Origin of the sequence: Phormidium sp. FACHB-1136 (assembly GCF_014697375.1) — a bacterium.
Taxonomy (GTDB): domain Bacteria; phylum Cyanobacteriota; class Cyanobacteriia; order Phormidesmidales; family Phormidesmidaceae; genus Nodosilinea.
Genome location: NZ_JACJRS010000007.1, coordinates 20783 through 38794, shown reverse-complemented (window position 1 = coordinate 38794; position 18012 = coordinate 20783). Strand labels below are relative to the sequence as shown.

The window sequence follows — 18012 nt, the reverse complement described above, 5'->3', positions numbered from 1 at the left end:
CACTCTGAACCGCGCATATCCGTCCTGTTGTTAGCGTCCAAAGTACATTCGCACTAAGTATTCGTACTAAAATCAAGGCTTGACCTGCCTGTGGCCCTATGCTGACCGCCCTTCGCATTGAAAACTTTGCCTTGATTGATTCCCTGGACATTTCCCTCCAGGCGGGATTGACGGTGCTAACGGGGGAAACCGGGGCGGGAAAGTCGATTATTTTGGACGCTATCGACGCCGTGCTGGGGGGCAAGGTTAATGCTCGTCTAGTGCGATCTGGCCGTGATAAAGCCGTTCTGGAAGCCCAGTTTGCCCTGTCAACCGGGTTGCGGGATTGGTTCCAGCAGCAAGACCTGCCGACTCCAGAACAGGATGTCATCTGTCGGCGGGAAATTACCCTGAACAAAACCTCGGTACGCAGCCGTTCGTTTTTGAATGGTCAGGCGGTCACAAAGGCTGAACTCGAATCCCTGCGGCAGCGCTTGGTGGAAATTACCGCCCAGGGCCAAACGGTGCAGATTGGGTCGAATGACCGCCAGCGGGAATGGCTAGATGGCTTTGGCGGAGAGGCCATTGCCCAACAGCGGCAGCGGGTGATTCAGGCCCACGAAGGGGCAACCCAGGCCAAACGTCGCCTAGAGGCCCGCCGCAAGGCTGACCAAGATCGCCAAGACCGCCTAGAACTGTTGCAACTGCATCAACAAGAGTTGACCCAGGCCACCCTGGATGACCCTGCCGAACTGGATCACCTCCACCAGGAACAGCAGCGCCTCACCCACAGCGTTGACCTACAACAAAACAGCTACCAGACCTACCAAATCCTCTACGAAAGCGACGCCGGGGGAGCCTGTGCCGACCTGCTGGGCAAGGCCGAGGGCATTTTGATTGACATGGAGCGCTACGATCCCGCCATCACCCCGATTTTGACCCTGGTCAGCGAGGCCCTCACCCAAGTAGAAGAAGCCGGACGGGCCATCAACGTCTACGGAGCCAGCCTAGAGGCCGATCCCCAGCGCCTAGGGGAGGTGGAAGATCGCATCCGTCAGCTAAAGGGGCTGTGTCGTCGGTTTCACCGCACCCTGCCGGAACTGATCGCCTACCGCGACGAGGTCAACCAAGCACTAGGGGAACTCTCCGGCGAAGGACAATCCATCGAGGAACTGGAGGCGGACTACCGAAAACGTCAGGAAGCCCTGACAAAAGCCTGCGCCAAGCTCACCGATCTGCGCCAGAACACCGCCCAGACATTGGAGGCCCAACTGATCGCTGAACTGAAGCCCCTGGCCATGGAGCGGGTGCAGTTTCGGGTGGATCTCCAGCCCGCCGCCCCTGGCCCCACCGGGGCCGACGCCATTCAGTTTTTGTTTAGCCCCAATCCGGGCGAACCCCTACAACCCCTGGCCGAAACGGCCTCTGGGGGTGAAATGAGCCGCTTTTTGCTGGCTCTGAAAGCCTGCTTTTCGCTGGTGGATGCGGTGGATACGCTGATTTTTGACGAAATCGACGTGGGCGTGTCGGGTCGGGTCGCCCAGGCCATTGCCGAAAAACTGCTGCAACTGGGCCAACGTCACCAGGTTTTGTGTGTCACCCACCAGCCCATGGTGGCCGCCCTCGCCGATGACCACTGGCGCGTCAACAAGCAGGTGATCGGGGAAACTGCGTCAGACGCTATCCCAGAAACCGCATCAGAAGCCAAGAACGGCAAATCCCGCAAGTCTCGTCAGCCCAAGGGTAAAGCCAAGGGGAGTGCGGCAACAAAGTCCCAGGAGCATGACGCCATCAGCACTCAAAATCAATCAAACATGGATCCAAAAGCTATTAATCAAGATGTAACCAGCGACGAAACCTCCGTCCGCACGGTGGTGAGAATTTCGCCCCTCAGCCTCGATCAACGGCGGGAGGAACTGGCCCAACTGGCAGGCGGAGCCACCCATCAAGACGCCCTTTCCTTTGCTGAAGCGCTGCTCTCCCAGGCGGCTCAAATTCGGGCCAAAGCCTCCAGAAACCCGATTCAAGACAAGGTGTGAACTGGGCTACTGCCATTTCAAAGGTGATGGGCTATTATGTCAGCAAATGTTTTGCAAGGATTGTGGAAGGGGTGTATTCTACCCCGGAAGCCGTGCAACATTCACCAACCTGCAACGTTTTGGTTCGGAGAGACTCGTGACTATTTACATTGGGAACTTGTCCTTTCAGGCTTCTGAGGACGACATCAAGGACGTATTTGCCGAATACGGCGAAGTAACCCGTATTAGCCTGCCCATCGACCGGGAAACCGGACGTAAGCGCGGCTTTGCCTTCGTAGACATGGCCGACGAAGCAAATGAAGACAAGGCTATCTCTGAACTCGATGGGGCAGAATGGCTCGGTCGGGAACTGCGGGTCAACAAAGCCCGCCCCCGCACCGATGATGGTGGCAGCGGGGGGGATAGGCCTGGTCGCAGCAATCGGTTCTCCCACAACCCCCTCTAGCCCTGGGTTCTGATCAGGAATTAAGCCTCAACCCTGCTAGCTGACCCCGGTTAAAAGGGCGAGGTTTTCTCGCCCACAGTGCCTTTCGGAGTGGATAATCAGGGTTTTCGGGCAAATTTTAGGCTCATCCACGCAGACTTCAATCCGCGTTTTCTGGAGTGTTCGGAGGCGTTTTTCAATCGTCTCTGCTTTGTTGTATTTACATGAAACGATGGCGATGGTTGGCGGTGGGGGGCGTGCTGTTGGGGCTGCTGTTGGCAACCCTGGTGCTGCTGGATTCCCTATCTCGGATTTACATCACCCTAGCGGCGGTGTCTCCTGTGCTGGCGCAACTGGCCCTTGGGGTCTTTGTGTTGGCGGTTCTTGCCTTCGTGGGGTTGGCTATCTATTCCCTGTGGCCCTTTTTGCGTCCTCGCCGTCGAGTTGTTCCACTACCTCGCCCCCGTAGTGCCACCGAAGCCGCCAGCCTTAACCTAGAAGCGGTGCAGCGACAGGTGGAATCCATCCAAGACCAGGTGGCACGGCAAGCGATTTTAGAACAAACCCAAGCTCTTCAGGAGTCCCTCTATCAGGGCGATTTGACCCTAGCCGTGTTTGGGGTGGGTTCGGCGGGCAAAACGTCGTTGATTAATGCCCTGATGGGCAAACCTGTGGGAGAAGTCGGTGCGACCCTCGGCACCACCCAAACGGAGCAAACCTATGACTGGCAACTGCCCCAAGTACCTCGTCGTCTGCGACTAATCGATACCCCCGGCCTATCCGAAGCTGGAGTGGCCGGAACCGAGCGAGAACAGGCCGCCCGCGCCACCGCCGCCCGTGCTGACCTGATCCTATTCGTAGTCGATGACGACCTGCGCCAAAGCGAATACGTCCTTCTTCAAGATTTGCTGGCCCTGGGCAAGCGTACCCTGGTGGTACTGAACAAGGCAGATCGCTACCCCCGTCAGGATTTAGAGGCATTGCTGGACAGGTTGCAGGCTCGCTTGGTGCCGCCCCTCAGCGAGGATGACGTGGTGGCCATTGCCGCCCAGCCCCAACCCTTGCCCCAGGTGGGGGGTGGCCTGGTGCAAATGCGGCCTAACCTGTTTCCCTTAATCGCCCGTTTAGCGGACGTGTTGCGCCAGGAGGGGGATGCCCTGATGGCCGATAATCTGCTGCTGCAAAGTCAGCAACTGGGGGATCAGGCCCGTCGCCTATTGGAACAGCAGCGCCAAACCCAGGCCGACGCCATCATCGACCGCTACCAGTGGCTAGGAGCTGGAGCCATTGCCCTCGCTCCCCTGCCGGGATTTGACTTTTTAGCCACCGCTGCCATCAACGCCCAAATGGTAGTAGACCTCAGCCGCGTCTATGGCGGTGAGGTGAGCCTAGAGGAAGGCAAGACCCTAGCCCTTTCCCTCGCCAAAACCCTGACTGGGCTGGGATTGGTGAAAGGGACGGTGGATTTGCTGTCCCTGGGACTGCAACTGAACTTGGCCACCGCTGTCGCTGGACGGGCCTTGAAGGGCGCTAGCGGCGCGTACCTCACCCGCATTGCAGGCAAAAGTTTTGTGGAATACTTTCGGCACAACCAAACCTGGGGCGATGGCGGCATGGGGGCGGTCATCGAGGATCAGTTTCGCCTGAATCAGCGGGATGTTCTCCTCAAAGCCTTCGTGCAGGAGGCGACCAGCCGACTGATTCCCCTGGTTAAGGATTGTCCGCCCTGAGCGGTTTCGTGAGGTTATCATCCCTTAACATCGTAGCTGATCACCCGATCAGGAGAAGGGAGTTTGAAGTCCGTGCCGTCGTTCCTGTTGTCCTTCAGCCAGTCCTTTAACCGCTATCTCCAGCGCAAACAGGCCGCCTACGTGCTGCCCGCTGTCGCCACGGCGCTGCTGCTGATTCTTTGGGAAGCCATCACCCGAATCTTTCAGGTGCCTCAGTTTTTACTACCCGCCCCCAGCGATGTGTGGGAAGCGGCCCAAAGCTATGGGGGCACCATCTGGAAACATAGCCTCACCACCCTCAGCACGACTCTGGCCGGATTTTTCCTGGGTCTGGGCTTGGGCGTGGTCCTGGGCTTTTTAATTGGCTACTCCCGACTAGCCTACCTGGTACTGTATCCGCTGCTGGTGGGCTTCAACACTATCCCCAAGGTGGCCCTGGTGCCGCTGTTGGCCATTTGGTTTGGCATTGGGGCCATTCCGGCCATCATCACCGCCTTCACCCTGGCCTTTTTCCCGATTGTGGTGAATGTGGCGGCGGGGTTGGCCACTGTGGAGCCCGAAATGCAGGACGTGTTGCGATCCCTAGGGGCCAGTCGTTGGGAAATTTTCCAGAAAGTAGGCTTTCCCCATTCCTTGCCCTATCTGTTTGCCTCCCTCAAGGTCGCGATTTCCCAGGCGTTTATCGGGTCGGTGATTTCCGAAACCGTGGCCTCGGATCGGGGGATTGGCTATGTGATTGTGTCTGCCAGCGCCAACTTCAATGTGGCCCTCGCCTTTTTAGCCATTTTGTCCCTAGCGGCGATGGGGATTTTGCTCTACGGCTGCTTTGCCCTGGTGGAAAGGCGCACCATCCATTGGGCGCGATAATCGAAGGATAGGCGGTTCTCGTTGATCCAACCTCAGGAGGCCCAGCGGTCGAGGGCGCGTTTGCCACCCCATCGGGCCACAATTTCATCATCGTAGTTGTCGGCAATGCGGATGACGGTGGTGACAGAATGGTTGAGTTCGGTGCGATCACAGCCCTCTCCTACCAGGCTGTGTTCAAACACGATGTCGTTTTCGGCATCGTAGGCGAATCGGCCAAAGTAGATGCCGTTGTTTTCGCGCATTAGGTAGTAGCTCAGTTCTGGGGTGAGGTGGATATCGGTGACCACGTAGGCGCGGGTGGTGATTAGGGTTTCGTCTTCGTGCCAGGGGATGACCCGCGTGGAGGCCACCGCCGACCCTAAGTTGACGATGAACAGGGGCTCATCCTCGAACACCACCAGCGATTCCCCGAATAAATCGTGCATCCAGGGCAAAATCCGGTAGTAGACCGCCTGTTGGCCCGGTGTTTTGAACTCGATACTGCCCATGGTGCGCATACTATCCTGATATTGCAGCTAAATCCGACCCGTAAAGACGATTTTGGCGAAAATTAAGCACGATGGGGCCAAGATCGCCCTAGCCCTCTTTTCTGACCTATTCTCTCATCCATTGCTAAGGGATTCATCAGAACAGCCATAAATTCCGGTTATCCCCCAGAGATTTCCTCGGCTAGGCTCCGATAGCCTTCGCTATGCTGAAGGTTCGGGTTATCACACCATAGGCCCATGGCTTCCAGCGAACTGTCCCCTAGCCAACCGTCTTCGAGCGAATCGTCCCCCAGCGAACCATGTCTGAGTGAGGCGTTTCGGAGTGAATCATCCCCCAGTGCCCCTGCCGCCAATGCCGACACCCAGTCCAGTTCGGCCATTGTCCTAGCCAGCGATCTCCATCCCTGGGACGACAGCCACCCCTGGGACGACAGCCACTTAGATGACTCAACCTGGGACGACGTAGAGGCCGCTCTCACCTGGATAGCGTCCCCTGCGGCCCCATCCCCCCATCCCCCCATCTCCCCCCCATCCCCCAAATCCCCCCGTCGCCCCTTGCCGCCGCCACCCGCCGCCCCTCCCACCTGGGAGGAAGTGGAGCAGGAATTGGGCACGATTGTGGGGGACTTTCAAGACCTGCAAGATGACCTCAACTATCGCCGTGCCCAGGTGGCGCTGCGGGATTTGGTGCGGCGGCTGAACCTGACCTCGCGGGAGCGTACCGGGCTGGATGAGGCGATCAACAGCCTCAGCGGCTTGCTGGATAAGCTGGAAAATACCGTCGTTCACATAGCGGTGTTTGGCTTGGTGGGGCGGGGCAAGTCGTCGTTGCTGAATGCGCTGCTGGGGGCGGAGGTATTTACCACTGGCCCCACCCACGGGGTGACGCAGGTGGTGGAGGGGGCGCGGTGGTCGGTGAGTCGGGATAGTCTATGGGATAGTTTGGACGAGGACACGCCGGATTTGCTACGGGTGTCGCTGAACAGCGTCGGCCAGTCGCGCATTGAGCTGATCGACACGCCGGGACTGGATGAGGTGGCGGGGAAGGAACGCGCCGCTCTGGCCCAGCGCATCGCTGAGCAGGTGGATTTAATTTTGTTTGTGATTGCTGGGGACATTACGCGGGTGGAGTACGAAGCGCTCCATGCCCTGCGGCAGGCCAGCAAGCCCATCCTGCTGGTGTTTAACAAGGTGGATCAATACCCGGAGACGGATCGCCAGCAGATCTACGACACCCTCTGCGACCAACGGCTGAAGGATTTGATTTCGCCCGACGAGATCGTGATGGCGGCGGCCTCGCCCCTGGTGGTGCAGGCGGTGACCCAAGCGGATGGCCAAGTGACCTACGAAACCGTGCGGGGAACGCCCCAGGTGGACGCCCTCAAGCTGAAGATTTTGGACATTCTGCATCGCGAAGGTAAAGCCCTAGTGGCGCTGAATACGCTGCTCTATGCGGAATCGGTGAGCGCAGAGATTGTGGAACGCAAGCGGCAAATTTGCGACCGCATCGCCGACGACACCATCTGGAATGGGGTGATGATTACCGCCGTGGCCGTGGCCTTGAACCCCATCACCATGGCCGACCTGATCAGCGGGGCAATTATCGACGTGTCGCTGATTCTCACCCTCTCCCGCATCTACGGCCTGCCCATGACCCAAACGGCGGCCTTCCAACTGCTCAAGCAAATCGCCATCGGCCTGGGCGGCATCACCCTCAGCGAACTGGTGGTGACCGTGGGACTGAGTTCGTTGAAAGGATTGCTGGGGGTATCCGCCATTGCCACCGGGGGGCTGTCCCTTGCGCCCTACATCCCCGTCGCCATCACCCAGGCCGCCGTGGCAGGATTGTCTACCTACGGCCTGGGCCAGGTGACCAAAACCTACCTCACCAACGGAGCTTCCTGGGGGCCAGAGGGGCCAAAGGCCGTGGTACGCCATATTCTGGATAGTCTTGACGAAGCCTCAATTCTGAGTCGCATCAAGGCAGAATTGAGGGCGAAGTTGTAGTAGTTCGGCAGGGCGAGGCGTTCGGTAGGGCGAGGAGACCTCGCCCCTACGGAATGGGATGCCGGAAATCCTAGCCGTCGGTGGTGATGCGGGTGATCAGTTCTTGCAGGACGGTTTCGGCTTGGTCGTTGGCGACTTGGCAGGTGCCCGCATTCACATGGCCACCGCCGCCGTATTCCAGCATGAGTTCGCCGATGTTGGTGTTGGAGGTGCGGTTGAAGATGGATTTGCCCGTGGCGAAGACAGTATTTTGCTGCTTCAGCCCCCACATCACATGGATGGAGATGTTGCAGTCGGGGAAGAGGGCATAGATCATAAACCGATTGCCCGCATGGATCACTTCCTCCTGGCGCAGGTCGAGCACCACTAGGTTGTTGTGGACAGTGGCGCAACGCTGGAGTTGATCCTTAAATTTGGGTGCTTGCTCAAAATACAAATCCACCCGTTCCTTCACATCGGGTAGGGCCAAAATTTCGTCGATGGTGTGGGCTTTGCAGTAGTCGATCAGTTCCATCATCAGGGTGTAGTTGGAGACCCGAAAGTCCCGGAAGCGACCCAACCCCGTGCGGGCATCCATCAAAAAGTTCAGCAGACTCCAGCCCTGGGGATCCAGCACGTCTTCCATCGAAAACTGAGCAGAATCGGCCTTGTCCACCGCCACCATCATGTCCTGGGAGAGGGTGGGAAAGCGCTCGGCCCCGCCATAGTAGTCGTAGACGACACGGGCGGCAGAGGGGGCATTGGGATCGATGATGTGGTTGTCGCGCTGCCCTTGGTTGCGCACCGTTTCGCTGGCGTGGTGGTCGAAGGCGAGGTGAACCCCTTCCACGTAGGGCAGGTTGGTGGTGATGTCGTTGGCGGTGACGGCCACTTTGCCGTCCTGCATATCCTTAGGATGGACAAACAGGATGTCGTCGATTAGCTCCAGTTCCTTCATCAACACCGCACACACGAGACCGTCAAAGTCGCTGCGGGTTACCAAACGATGCCGAGCATGGGTCACAACCATAGCCTTGATCTCCAAAGTAGAACAATCGGAAAAGCATAGATGGGCCAGCGTCGCCGAAGCGCACACTAGTTCTAGGGTGCCCAAATTGTATCCGCTGCTAACGGGGAAAGGGGTGTTAAGGAGGGATTTCGAGGGGGCCTGAAGAGGGATTTCGAGGAGGCGTTAGGATGGGTAAACCTTCCCTCGGTGTGTGATGTCGTGCCTAAGTCTCCCCAGCCCCCGCCGCCATCGGTGTCCCCGTCCAAGCTACTGATCAAGCTCAGCCAGCGGCTGTTTGACCCAGCGGATCAGCAGGCTGAGTTTGTGGCCGCGCTCACCCAACCCCAGGCGTTTCCCCAGGCGATTCTGTGGACGCAACCCCGCCCTGCTGACCTCCCCTTTGCCCTGGCCTCCGCCCTGTCCTGGCAGCCCCCTGGTGTAGATCGCCTCCTGCCGGATCAGCGCCCTGGCCAGCATCCCCTTCACCAGGCCGGAGCCTATTACTGTTTGGATATGGCTTCGGTGTTTGCGGCGGCGGTGTTGGAGGCCATTCCCCACCCCGTGGGGTTAGTGCTCGATTTCTGTGCGGCACCAGGGGGCAAAAGTTTGCTGGCTTGGCAACAACTTCAACCCCGGCAGCTTTGGTGCAATGAGGTAATTCGCAAGCGGGTGAGGATTTTGATTGCCAACCTCAAGCGCTGTGGGGCGATGGATAGCCTGGTGTTCCAGGTTGATCCCCAGGTTTGGGCCGAACACCTGCCCCAATCGGCTTCGGTGGTGCTGGTGGATGCCCCCTGTAGTGGTCAGTCGTTGCTGGCCAAGGGCGATAGGGCACTGGGCTGTTTTCATCCAGTGACGATCAAGAAAAACGCCAGCCGCCAGAAACGTATCCTCGGCCATGCGGCCCAAACGGTGGCCATCGGGGGCTACCTAGCCTATATGACCTGCACCTTTTCCCCCGAAGAAAACGAGCAGGTAGGGGCATGGCTGCTCAAACATTTCCCCCAGTTTGAGGCGGTGGCCGTCCCCAGTCTGGCTGACCATGCCTCGCCCCTAGCAGACTTTCCCTGCTATCGGCTGTGGCCCCAATCGGGGGTGGGGGCCGGAGGGTTTACGGCCCTGTTTCGCCACCGTGGGGATACCCCTGGGAATGCCCCTGTCGCCGCCGATCCGGTTGCCCTACCGCCCGCCCTTGTCTCCCAAGCCCTGCACCTCTATCCAGCCCCCCTCTAGTCCCTGTCCCCTAGTCCCTATCCCCTATCCCCGTGTCCCCGATCTACTACCTACTTCGATCCCGTGCCGATGGCCGTTATCTGGCGGCTCGTCTGCGTAGTCCCGATCCGGCAGTGCCGTCCATCGGCCCACAGACTGGTTTTTTGCTGGTCTTCAGCGCTGACTACGACGCCTTGAGCTATCTCAGTGCCCATGCCCCTGATCTGAGCGATCAGTTCGCGGTGGAAGCCATCACCCCTAGCAACCTCAAGCCCCTCCTCAGTCGCTGGAACTTCCAGGGGTTAGGCATGGTGCAAGATCCGCGTCTGCCCGACATTGAGTTTTTTAACCGAACCCCAGAGGGGTAGGATGTCTCCCCTAGGGCAGGGGTGAGGGTGGGGGTGGTTTGCTACAGTGGCCTAACAGTCAGTGCGGAGATGGCCCACTTCTCTGGGCGTCTCCATGGGCCTGTGTAGCGTAATCAACGTCGCCATGCACTGCCACCCTAGCGACCCCTCACCATACTGAAACCATGACCGCAAACTACATCATGGCCCTAGACTTGGGAACCACGGGCAACCGAGCGATTATCTTTGATCGTGACGGCACCATTGTGGGCCAAGCCTACCGAGAATTGACCCAGTACTACCCGCAGCCCGGATGGGTGGAGCACAATGCGCGGGAAATTTGGGACGAAATCGACTGGGCCATGGGGTCAGCCATTTCTAAGGCCGAACTCACCCCGAAGGACATTGCTGCCATTGGCCTGACCGTGCAGCGGGAAACCTGCCTGCTGTGGGATAGCACCACCGGACGACCCCTATCCAACGCCATTGTCTGGCAGGATCGGCGCACCGCCCCCCTGTGCAACGCCCTGCGAGAGGCGGGTAAGGCCGAGGAGATTTACGAGCGCACGGGCCTGGTGCTAGATGCCTACTTTTCGGCCACCAAACTGGCTTGGATGCTAGAGCAGGCTAAAAAAGAGGCCGATCCCCCCGTAGACTTTGACCAAGTGCTGGCCGGAACCGTGGATAGTTGGGTGCTGTGGAACCTCACCGGGCGTCAAGTTCATGCCACCGACCACAGCAACGCCAGCCGCACCATGCTGCTCAACATCACCAGCGGCCAGTGGGATGACACCCTATTGGATCTCTTCGGCATTCCGCCCCACCTGATGCCGCGCATTGGCCCCAGCGTTGGCCTGTTTGGCTATACCGATCCCGATCTGCTGGGGGTGAAAATTCCCGTAGCGGCCATTTTGGGCGACCAACAGGCGGCTCTCTACGGCCACGGCTGCGACCGCCCTGGCCTGCTGAAATGCACCTACGGCACCGGGGCGTTCCTCGTGGCCCACACCGGGGATACCATCGTCCGCTCCCAGCATCAACTCCTCTCCACCGTGGCCTGGTCAACGACCCAGCCTAATGCCAAACAGCCCCATCTGGGCTATGCCATCGAAGGCAGCATGTTCACCGCCGGAGCCTGTATTCAATGGCTTCGGGACGGCATTCAGGTCATTTCCAGCGCCACAGAAACCGAGATTCTGGCCCAGGCTGTGCCCGACAACGGCGGCGTTTATTTTGTCCCTGCCCTCAGCGGCCTCGGTGCCCCCCACTGGGACATGAGCGCCAGGGGAGCCTTCCTAGGGCTGACGGGCGGCACCAAGCGCGAACATTTGGTGCGGGCCGTCCTGGAAGCCATTGCCTACGAAGTGAAAGAGGTGGTGGATGCAGTCAACCAAGACTCCGGTACCCCCATTCGCCAGCTCAAGGTAGACGGCGGAGCCTGCAACAACGATTTCCTCATGCAACTCCAGGCCGATGTGCTGGGCATTCCCGTGGAACGGCCCCAGGTGCTAGACGTGACCGCCCAGGGAGCCGCCTTTGCCGCTGGCCTCGCCGTGGGGTTCTGGGACGATTACCATGCCCTGGTCAACAGCCGCCCCATCGACCGCGTCTTTGAACCCGGTGCGGGGCAGGCCCAGGCCCAAGACCATTTCCACCAATGGCTGCGGGCCGTAGACCGAGCCAAGGGCTGGGCGCAGGATTAAGGAATCCGCAAAGAAATGAGGAATGGTAGAATCAGTAGCTTTGGAGAGGGCTTACTGTGTCTAGCATTGCCGCCATTGCCACCACCCCTGCGGGCGTCAAAACTCTCATGCCAATCTGTGCAGCCCTCCCGGCCAAGCTGTGGATCTCCACCTCTCTAGCGGAAACCCTGGCGGCGGATTTAGATCCGGTTCAGCACCAGCTACAAACCTACGAGGGGCCACTGCGGGATGTGGTAGAACACCTTTGGCCCAACCAATCTGGCCTCATTTTTGCCCTAGCCACGGGGGCGGTGGTGCGGCTGATTGCACCCCTCTTGCAAGACAAGGCCACCGATCCGGCGGTGGTGGTGGTCGAGGAAACGGGCCGACAGGTGATTAGCCTCTGCGGCGGGCACCAGGGCGGAGCCGATGGCCTCACTCGCCAAATTAGCCAACTGCTAGACGCCGAAGCCGTCATTACCGGAGCCTCCCAGGCCAAGCACTTTCAGGGTATCGACCAACTGGGTATCCCCTTCGGATGGGCCAAAGGCTGCGGCGACTGGACAGCAGTGAGCGCCGCCTTTGCCCAGGGCCAGTCCATCGAAATCTGCCAAGACAGCGGCACCACCCTCTGGCGCGATCATTTACCCGCCGATCACCCCTTTATCTTCACCCACCCCGCCGATCCCCTCTCCCCCTCCCCCCTCCCCGCGTCTTCCCTCCCCCCTGCCCGTCTGTGGATCAGCCCCAACCAGCCTTCCCTTGAGGCTAGCGACAACGGCCCTATGGCCCAGTGGCACCCCAGGGTGTTGTGGGTAGGGGTCGGCTGCGAACGGGGCACCCCTCGTCGGGTGATTGCAACCGCCATCGAGCAAGTCTTTCAGGCCCATGGGTTAGTTTTGGAAGCCATCGCCGGGGTCGCGTCGTTGGATTTGAAGGCCGATGAAGTGGGATTAGTGGAACTGTGCGAATCTCGGCGCTGGCCTTTACGGTGCTTTTCAGCCGATGACCTGAAGGACATCCCCGTACCGAACCCTTCGGCAGTGGTGGATGCGGCGGTGCAAACCCCCAGCGTGGCAGAGGCAGCGGCCATTGTGGCCGCAGATCGGGGCCAGTTGCGAGTTCCTAAACAGGTGATGCGCCTAGAAGGCGAACCGGGAGCCGTCACCGTGGCTGTGGCCCAGGCAGAACGGGAATATACCGGACGGGACGGACAGCTTTTCCTCGTCGGCAGTGGCCCCGGTCGGCTCGACCAAATCACCCCAGCCGCCAAACAGGCCATCGTGCGGGCAGATGCCATCATCGGCTATGGGCTGTATATCGACCAAATTCGGCCCCTTTGTCGTCCGGGGCAAATCGTGGAACCCTGGCCCATCACCCAGGAACGGCAGCGGGCCGAGCGGGCCATCGACCTGGCGCGATGGGGGTTATCGGTGGCGGTGGTGTCCTCTGGGGATTGTGGCATCTATGGCATGGCGGGGCTGGTGTTCGAGCAGTTACGGGCCACGGGCTGGGATGGCCAAAGTCCCGCCGTAGAGGTATTCCCCGGCATTTCCGCGCTCCAAGCCGCCGCCGCCCAAGTGGGGGCACCCCTGATGCACGATTTCTGCGCCATCAGCCTCAGCGACCTGCTCACCCCTTGGGAAATGATTGTAAAACGGCTGGAAGCCGCAGCCCAGGCAGATTTCGTCATCGCCCTCTACAACCCCAAATCCAAAACCCGCACCCACCAAATCGGCACCGCCCAGCAGATTCTCATGGCCCACCGTTCCCCCCAAACCCCGGTGGCCGTCGTCAAATCGGTCTATCGACCCGACCAGGAAATCCACCTCACCACCCTAGGCGACCTGCTCAGCGCCCCCATCGACATGCTCACCGTAGTGCTCATTGGCAACCAAAGCACCCGCCAACACCAGGATTGGCTGATCACCCCCAGGGGGTATTTGGGGTTTGATGTATCCTCACTCAACCTGTGATAGGTACATAGGCAAGGCAGGGTGCTAGGTTCTTAAGATTCGACCAGTTTTTCTAACTGCAAAAACTGGTCTATCCCTTGCAAACGCCCCTTTGCTTGATCGTTTTTAATAGGTAAATAGATAATGGCGACAATGAGGCTATATGCAAAATAGACTAGCAATCCCAATGTTGTACCATGTTTTTTTATCAGCAATAATCGTCCAAACGTATAGTTTTTATACATAAATACAATATTGCGTCTAATAATAGAAGAAACATCGTGACTGACTAACACCTTATTTGTAACTTTTATAGAGTATCCCTGCTTGGCATACCTCAGGCAAAAGTCAGCGTCTTCGGAATAGAGAAAATAGCCTTTATCAAATTCGGGTTTTTTTTGAAACTGACCAAGATTAATAATTAAGCTACAACCTGTCACCCACTGAACAGATCTAGTTAATGATGAATTCTGATCTGAATGAGTAGCTCGACTTCGGTGCTTTAGAGAACCTGTCCAGGGATTGAATGTACCCTCAGCGAACCAAATCTTATCCTCACTAGATCGAATCTTGGTTCCTAAAATGGCGATGGTTGGATCTTCTAAAAAACACTTCTGAATGTGCTTGTCAGCGCCTTGGTCTAGCGTGGCATCGGGGTTTATCAACCACACAAGCCCCTGCCGATCTCGTTCCCATACATCACGAATACCGAGGTTGCAGCCTTGACCAAAACCAAGATTAGCCCCTGCTTCAATGACCCGGATGTTATCTCTTCCTAGTTGATGAATAGTGGACTCCTTTGGTGAGTTATTAACAATCAAAAATTCGTAGGGGCTAGCAATGCCTATCTGAAGAGTAGTAATGAGTTTTTTGATCAAATCGGTTGAGTAGTAATTAACAGTAAGAAAGTAAATCATGATGAATTGCCCTAGGCTCACGGGTGAAAAGGCCCTGGCTGGGCATTGGGCTGGAACCGCTTGTCCTTAATTTGTTTGGCCTGGGCCATCCATGCCTGGGGAATTATCCATTGCAGTAGCGTGAACAACACAAGTTTGAGGTAAACCTGCCCAAAGGGAACTATCCCCCACCATCCATACACTTGGCGGCAATAGAACCAGTAGGCCGGAGGATAAATGCTGGATTTGGGTGATCGCAGTTGTTTCCACCGCTGAGGCATGGGAATAGGACTAGAGATCCACCCTTCCTCGAGGAGATTTATCGGGCAAAGGGCAACAGCAAAGCCTAGCACCTGCACCTGGAATTTTGCCTGTTTGGCCCACCAGATATAGACCACATCTCCCCAAGTTTGGGGTACCTGTTGTCCGGGAGGATATCCCACTACATCAACGACAGATCGCGGCAGACAGACCAAGTTCCCGCTACACACATCGCAATCCAACACATCTGTAAGGTTGGCAGCGAGGAATTGAATTGATTTACCCTGCACCCGTCGCCCGCCATAGGTGGGTTGAATGAGGGCATCGTCGGCGTAGCATTGTGCGGTGGCGAGCCGTCTGGGGGCTTGGGTGCAGTGATTCACAAGTTGGGGCAAGGTTCCTGCTAGGGGTAAGGTGTCATCGTTGAGCCAAATAAAATAGTCGGCTCCTTGTTCATAGGCATATTCCATGCCTATACGAATAGCCCCCGTCCACCATAGATTGCCATCGCCCTTGAGAATCGTGACTTGGGGAAATTGGGTCTGAATGGCCTCAGCGGTGCCATCGGTAGAACCGTCGTCAATCACCACCGCATGGTAGCGATCTAGATCGCCATGGTGCTGGAGAGTTTCTAGGCAGGTTAGTGTGACCGCCTTACGGTTGTGGACAGGAATAAGGATGTAGACCGATGGGGACATGGGCGGCTGGGTAATTCGATCCGAGAGCCATCTTGATTATGATAGTCGGCATCCCGTAGCACAACGCACTATGGGGCAGTCTGGAGGCATGGCCACTATTCAGCAAGAATTGCTGACACTACACCGTCATGGGAGCCTTGGGATCCCGTTGGGCCATAGCTCTAGTCATGGTTCGACCGCTACGGATCGATGGCCATTGATCAACCTGAGCAGACACCAAGGCCAGGAACGACTATGATTTAGGCCGTGATTTTATCTAGGCCATGATTTGGATTGGGGCCGCTATGGGGAGGCAAGCAACGCTCATTCAGCCTAGGATCTTCTCCGGCTGGCGGTGGTGGGCGGGTTTTACGGCGAGGGGGCTGGTGCGCTTATTCCCAGGGCTGATCCTAGCGCTAGCTCTAGGGGGCACGCTATTGGGGGGAACCTTGGGGCTCGCTAGTCCGGCCATGGCTGAACGCCCCGTGTCGGATCCGGCGACTTCTGAACGGCCCATTGCTGAACTGGTGATTGTGGATGCGGCTTTGGCCCAGGCTGCCATGGCATTACCCCTAGCTCCCCATCAGCGGATGGTGGTGGTGGATGCGCCCCCCGGTCAAGCCTTGGTGGCCATTGCCCAAGCCCTGCGCCCCTACCATCATCTATCGGCCCTCCACTTGATGGCCCACGGTCAGCCCGGTCATCTCTATCTCAGCCATACCGACATCAATAGCGATTGGTTGCGCCAACACCGAGCCGACCTGCAACCCTGGCGCAGTGCCTTACAACCCCAGGCCGACCTGTTGATCTACGGCTGCGAGGTGGCCCTAGGGGCATCGGGTGGGACGTTCCTAGACACCTGGCGCGACCTGTTGGCGGTGGATGTGGCGGCGTCGAGTACCCCCATCGGCCCTGCGCTGTTGGGTGGCAACGGTGGGCTCGAACGACACCGGGGCACGGTAGACACCCCTCCCCTCCCAGGATTGGACACCTGGCCCATGCTGCTGAAGCAGATTACCGTGACCTCCACCGCCGACCATGGCCCCGGCACCCTGAGGGAGGCCATCCTCCAGGCCAACCGCACCCCTGAAGACGACCGTATTTCCCTAGAAACCGTCAGCGGCATCATCGCCCTCGAAGCCCCCCTGCCCCCCATTGCCGGAAATCTGTTCCTAGTGGGCAACGACGACGATGTACTAAGCGGCGAAAAGGCCCACCGAGTTTTGGTGGTGAATCAGGGTGAGGTGACCCTACAAAACTTGACGGTGGCCAACGGTCTGGCCAGCGGCGATGACGGGCTGGATGGGGCGGGCGGCAGTGCCGGGCTGGGGGGCGGCTTGCTGATCAACGACGGGAGCGTCACCCTGTCCACCGTGCGATTTGTCGATAACCAGGCCGTGGGCGGCAATAGCCTGCCCCGCCAAGACGCCCAAGACACCGCCCTGCGTTTGGAAAAGCAGCGCTACACCCTCAACCGGGGGGCCATTGCCGGGGTCAACGGCATCGGCATTCACCAGGTGGATACCCTGCCTGTGGCCCCCAAGGGGCTCAGTATCGACAGCCTGGACAACCGGGTGAAGGCCAACCGGGGCGCAATGGCAGGGGTAAACGGCATTGGCGTAGGCGGCATTGGCACCATTGCCTTTGCGGGGGGTGGCGGCTTTGGGGGGTTGGGCAATGCGGGCAACGGCGGCAACGGCGGCAACGGCGGCACGGAGGGCGGCAATGGTGGCAACGGTGGCGATGGTGGCAACGGCGGCGTGGGCATCTTCGGCGGCAGTGGCCCCTGGGGCGACCTAGGCACCCTGGGCACAGCGGCCTTCAGCGGTGGTGGTGGCTTAGGCGGCGTGGGCAATGCGGGCAACGGTGGCCGGGGCGGTAATGCCGAAGCTCCCACGGCCAACGGTGGCAATGGCGGGCAGGGCGGCAACGGCGGCAACGGCGGCTTTGGCGGTGGCGGCGGGGCCGGGGGGTTCGGCGGTGAGGGTGGCTACTTCGGCATGGCCGGAACCCCAGGCACTCCGGGGCTGGGCGGCTTTGGTGGTGGGGATGGCGCGGTGGGCCTCGGCGGTGGTGGCGGTGGGCTGGGCGGCGCTATCTTCCTCAAAGCGGGGCGGCTGATGCTGCACAACACCGTCTTTGAGCACAACGAAGCCATCGGCGGCGACGGGGCCAACCTAGGCCAGGGTAAGGGGGGCGCTATCTTTATCAAACCCAGCCCCGACCCATCCAGCCCCAGAACATTCAACTTTGGCAAACCCGACACTGGCCAACTCGGTTCTAGTCAACTCGGTTCTAGCAAAGCCAGCCAGTCCCCCCAGGTGTGGGCCGTGGGCAAGTCCCCCACCTTTCGCCGCAATCGGGCTACCGATGAGGTCCAGTCCCCAACGGATAATGCGGATATTTATGGGTGGATTAGCGTGGCGGGTGGGCCATAGTGGCGGTTTTAGGGATAGGGGC

14 protein-coding genes are annotated in these 18012 nt (G+C 58.8%); 10 read left to right on the top strand and 4 right to left on the bottom strand.

The features are described 5' to 3' along the window. Positions 1–98 precede the first annotated feature (98 nt). The 4 genes from recN to H6G62_RS03705 all read left to right on the top strand — a co-directional run bounded on the left by recN (position 99) and on the right by H6G62_RS03705 (position 5039). Positions 99–2018, top strand: a complete 1920-nt coding sequence (gene recN, locus H6G62_RS03720) for a DNA repair protein RecN (protein ID WP_190492768.1) — start codon at positions 99–101, stop codon at positions 2016–2018. Positions 2019–2154: 136 nt separating this feature from the next. Further along, the gene (locus tag H6G62_RS03715) at positions 2155–2463 is read left to right on the top strand and encodes an RNA-binding protein (protein ID WP_190492767.1); all 309 of its coding nucleotides are present in this window, start codon (positions 2155–2157) and stop codon (positions 2461–2463) included. Positions 2464–2666: 203 nt separating this feature from the next. After that, on the top strand, positions 2667–4172 hold the full coding sequence (locus H6G62_RS03710) for a GTP-binding protein (protein WP_190492766.1): 1506 nt from the start codon (positions 2667–2669) through the stop codon (positions 4170–4172). 72 nt (positions 4173–4244) lie between these two features. Next, entirely contained in the window at positions 4245–5039 is a 795-nt protein-coding gene (locus H6G62_RS03705; protein WP_347239286.1) for an ABC transporter permease, read from the top strand. A gap of 32 nt (positions 5040–5071) precedes the next feature. Here the strand turns inward: H6G62_RS03705 and H6G62_RS03700 are convergent, their stop codons facing one another. Next, positions 5072–5527, bottom strand: a complete 456-nt coding sequence (locus H6G62_RS03700; protein WP_199324719.1) for a YbjN domain-containing protein — start codon at positions 5525–5527, stop codon at positions 5072–5074. Between the two features lie 237 nt (positions 5528–5764). On the opposite strand from H6G62_RS03700, the gene H6G62_RS03695 reads away from it, so the two are divergent. Beyond that, complete coding sequence (locus tag H6G62_RS03695; RefSeq protein ID WP_190492765.1) at positions 5765–7534, top strand: GTP-binding protein; 1770 nt, start codon at positions 5765–5767, stop codon at positions 7532–7534. Positions 7535–7604: 70 nt separating this feature from the next. Here H6G62_RS03695 and H6G62_RS03690 read toward each other — a convergent pair whose 3' ends face one another. After that, complete coding sequence (locus tag H6G62_RS03690; protein ID WP_190492764.1) at positions 7605–8543, bottom strand: exopolyphosphatase; 939 nt, start codon at positions 8541–8543, stop codon at positions 7605–7607. A gap of 198 nt (positions 8544–8741) precedes the next feature. Between H6G62_RS03690 and H6G62_RS03685 the strand changes: the two genes are divergently transcribed. The 4 genes from H6G62_RS03685 to cobJ all read left to right on the top strand — a co-directional run bounded on the left by H6G62_RS03685 (position 8742) and on the right by cobJ (position 13739). Next, on the top strand, positions 8742–9755 hold the full coding sequence (locus H6G62_RS03685) for an RsmB/NOP family class I SAM-dependent RNA methyltransferase (RefSeq protein WP_347239283.1): 1014 nt from the start codon (positions 8742–8744) through the stop codon (positions 9753–9755). Positions 9756–9787: 32 nt separating this feature from the next. Then, a complete protein-coding gene (locus tag H6G62_RS03680; RefSeq protein ID WP_190492763.1) occupies positions 9788–10102 on the top strand; it encodes a hypothetical protein in 315 nt (104 codons plus the stop codon). A gap of 164 nt (positions 10103–10266) precedes the next feature. Then, positions 10267–11784, top strand: coding sequence for a glycerol kinase GlpK (gene glpK / locus H6G62_RS03675; protein WP_190492762.1), 1518 nt, complete (start codon positions 10267–10269; stop codon positions 11782–11784). A 56-nt stretch (positions 11785–11840) separates the two neighbouring features. Then, the gene (gene cobJ, locus H6G62_RS03670) at positions 11841–13739 is read left to right on the top strand and encodes a precorrin-3B C(17)-methyltransferase (RefSeq protein ID WP_347239282.1); all 1899 of its coding nucleotides are present in this window, start codon (positions 11841–11843) and stop codon (positions 13737–13739) included. Between the two features lie 32 nt (positions 13740–13771). Here the strand turns inward: cobJ and H6G62_RS03665 are convergent, their stop codons facing one another. Together H6G62_RS03665 and H6G62_RS03660 are read right to left on the bottom strand one after the other, a co-directional pair. Beyond that, the gene (locus H6G62_RS03665; protein WP_190492761.1) at positions 13772–14635 is read right to left on the bottom strand and encodes a glycosyltransferase family 2 protein; all 864 of its coding nucleotides are present in this window, start codon (positions 14633–14635) and stop codon (positions 13772–13774) included. Positions 14636–14652: 17 nt separating this feature from the next. Continuing rightward, positions 14653–15573, bottom strand: coding sequence for a glycosyltransferase family 2 protein (locus H6G62_RS03660; protein ID WP_190492760.1), 921 nt, complete (start codon positions 15571–15573; stop codon positions 14653–14655). A gap of 449 nt (positions 15574–16022) precedes the next feature. Here H6G62_RS03660 and H6G62_RS03655 point away from each other — a divergent pair, with 449 nt between their 5' ends. Further along, on the top strand, positions 16023–17990 hold the full coding sequence (locus H6G62_RS03655; RefSeq protein ID WP_190492759.1) for a DUF4347 domain-containing protein: 1968 nt from the start codon (positions 16023–16025) through the stop codon (positions 17988–17990). The last annotated feature ends 22 nt before the right edge of the window (positions 17991–18012 follow it).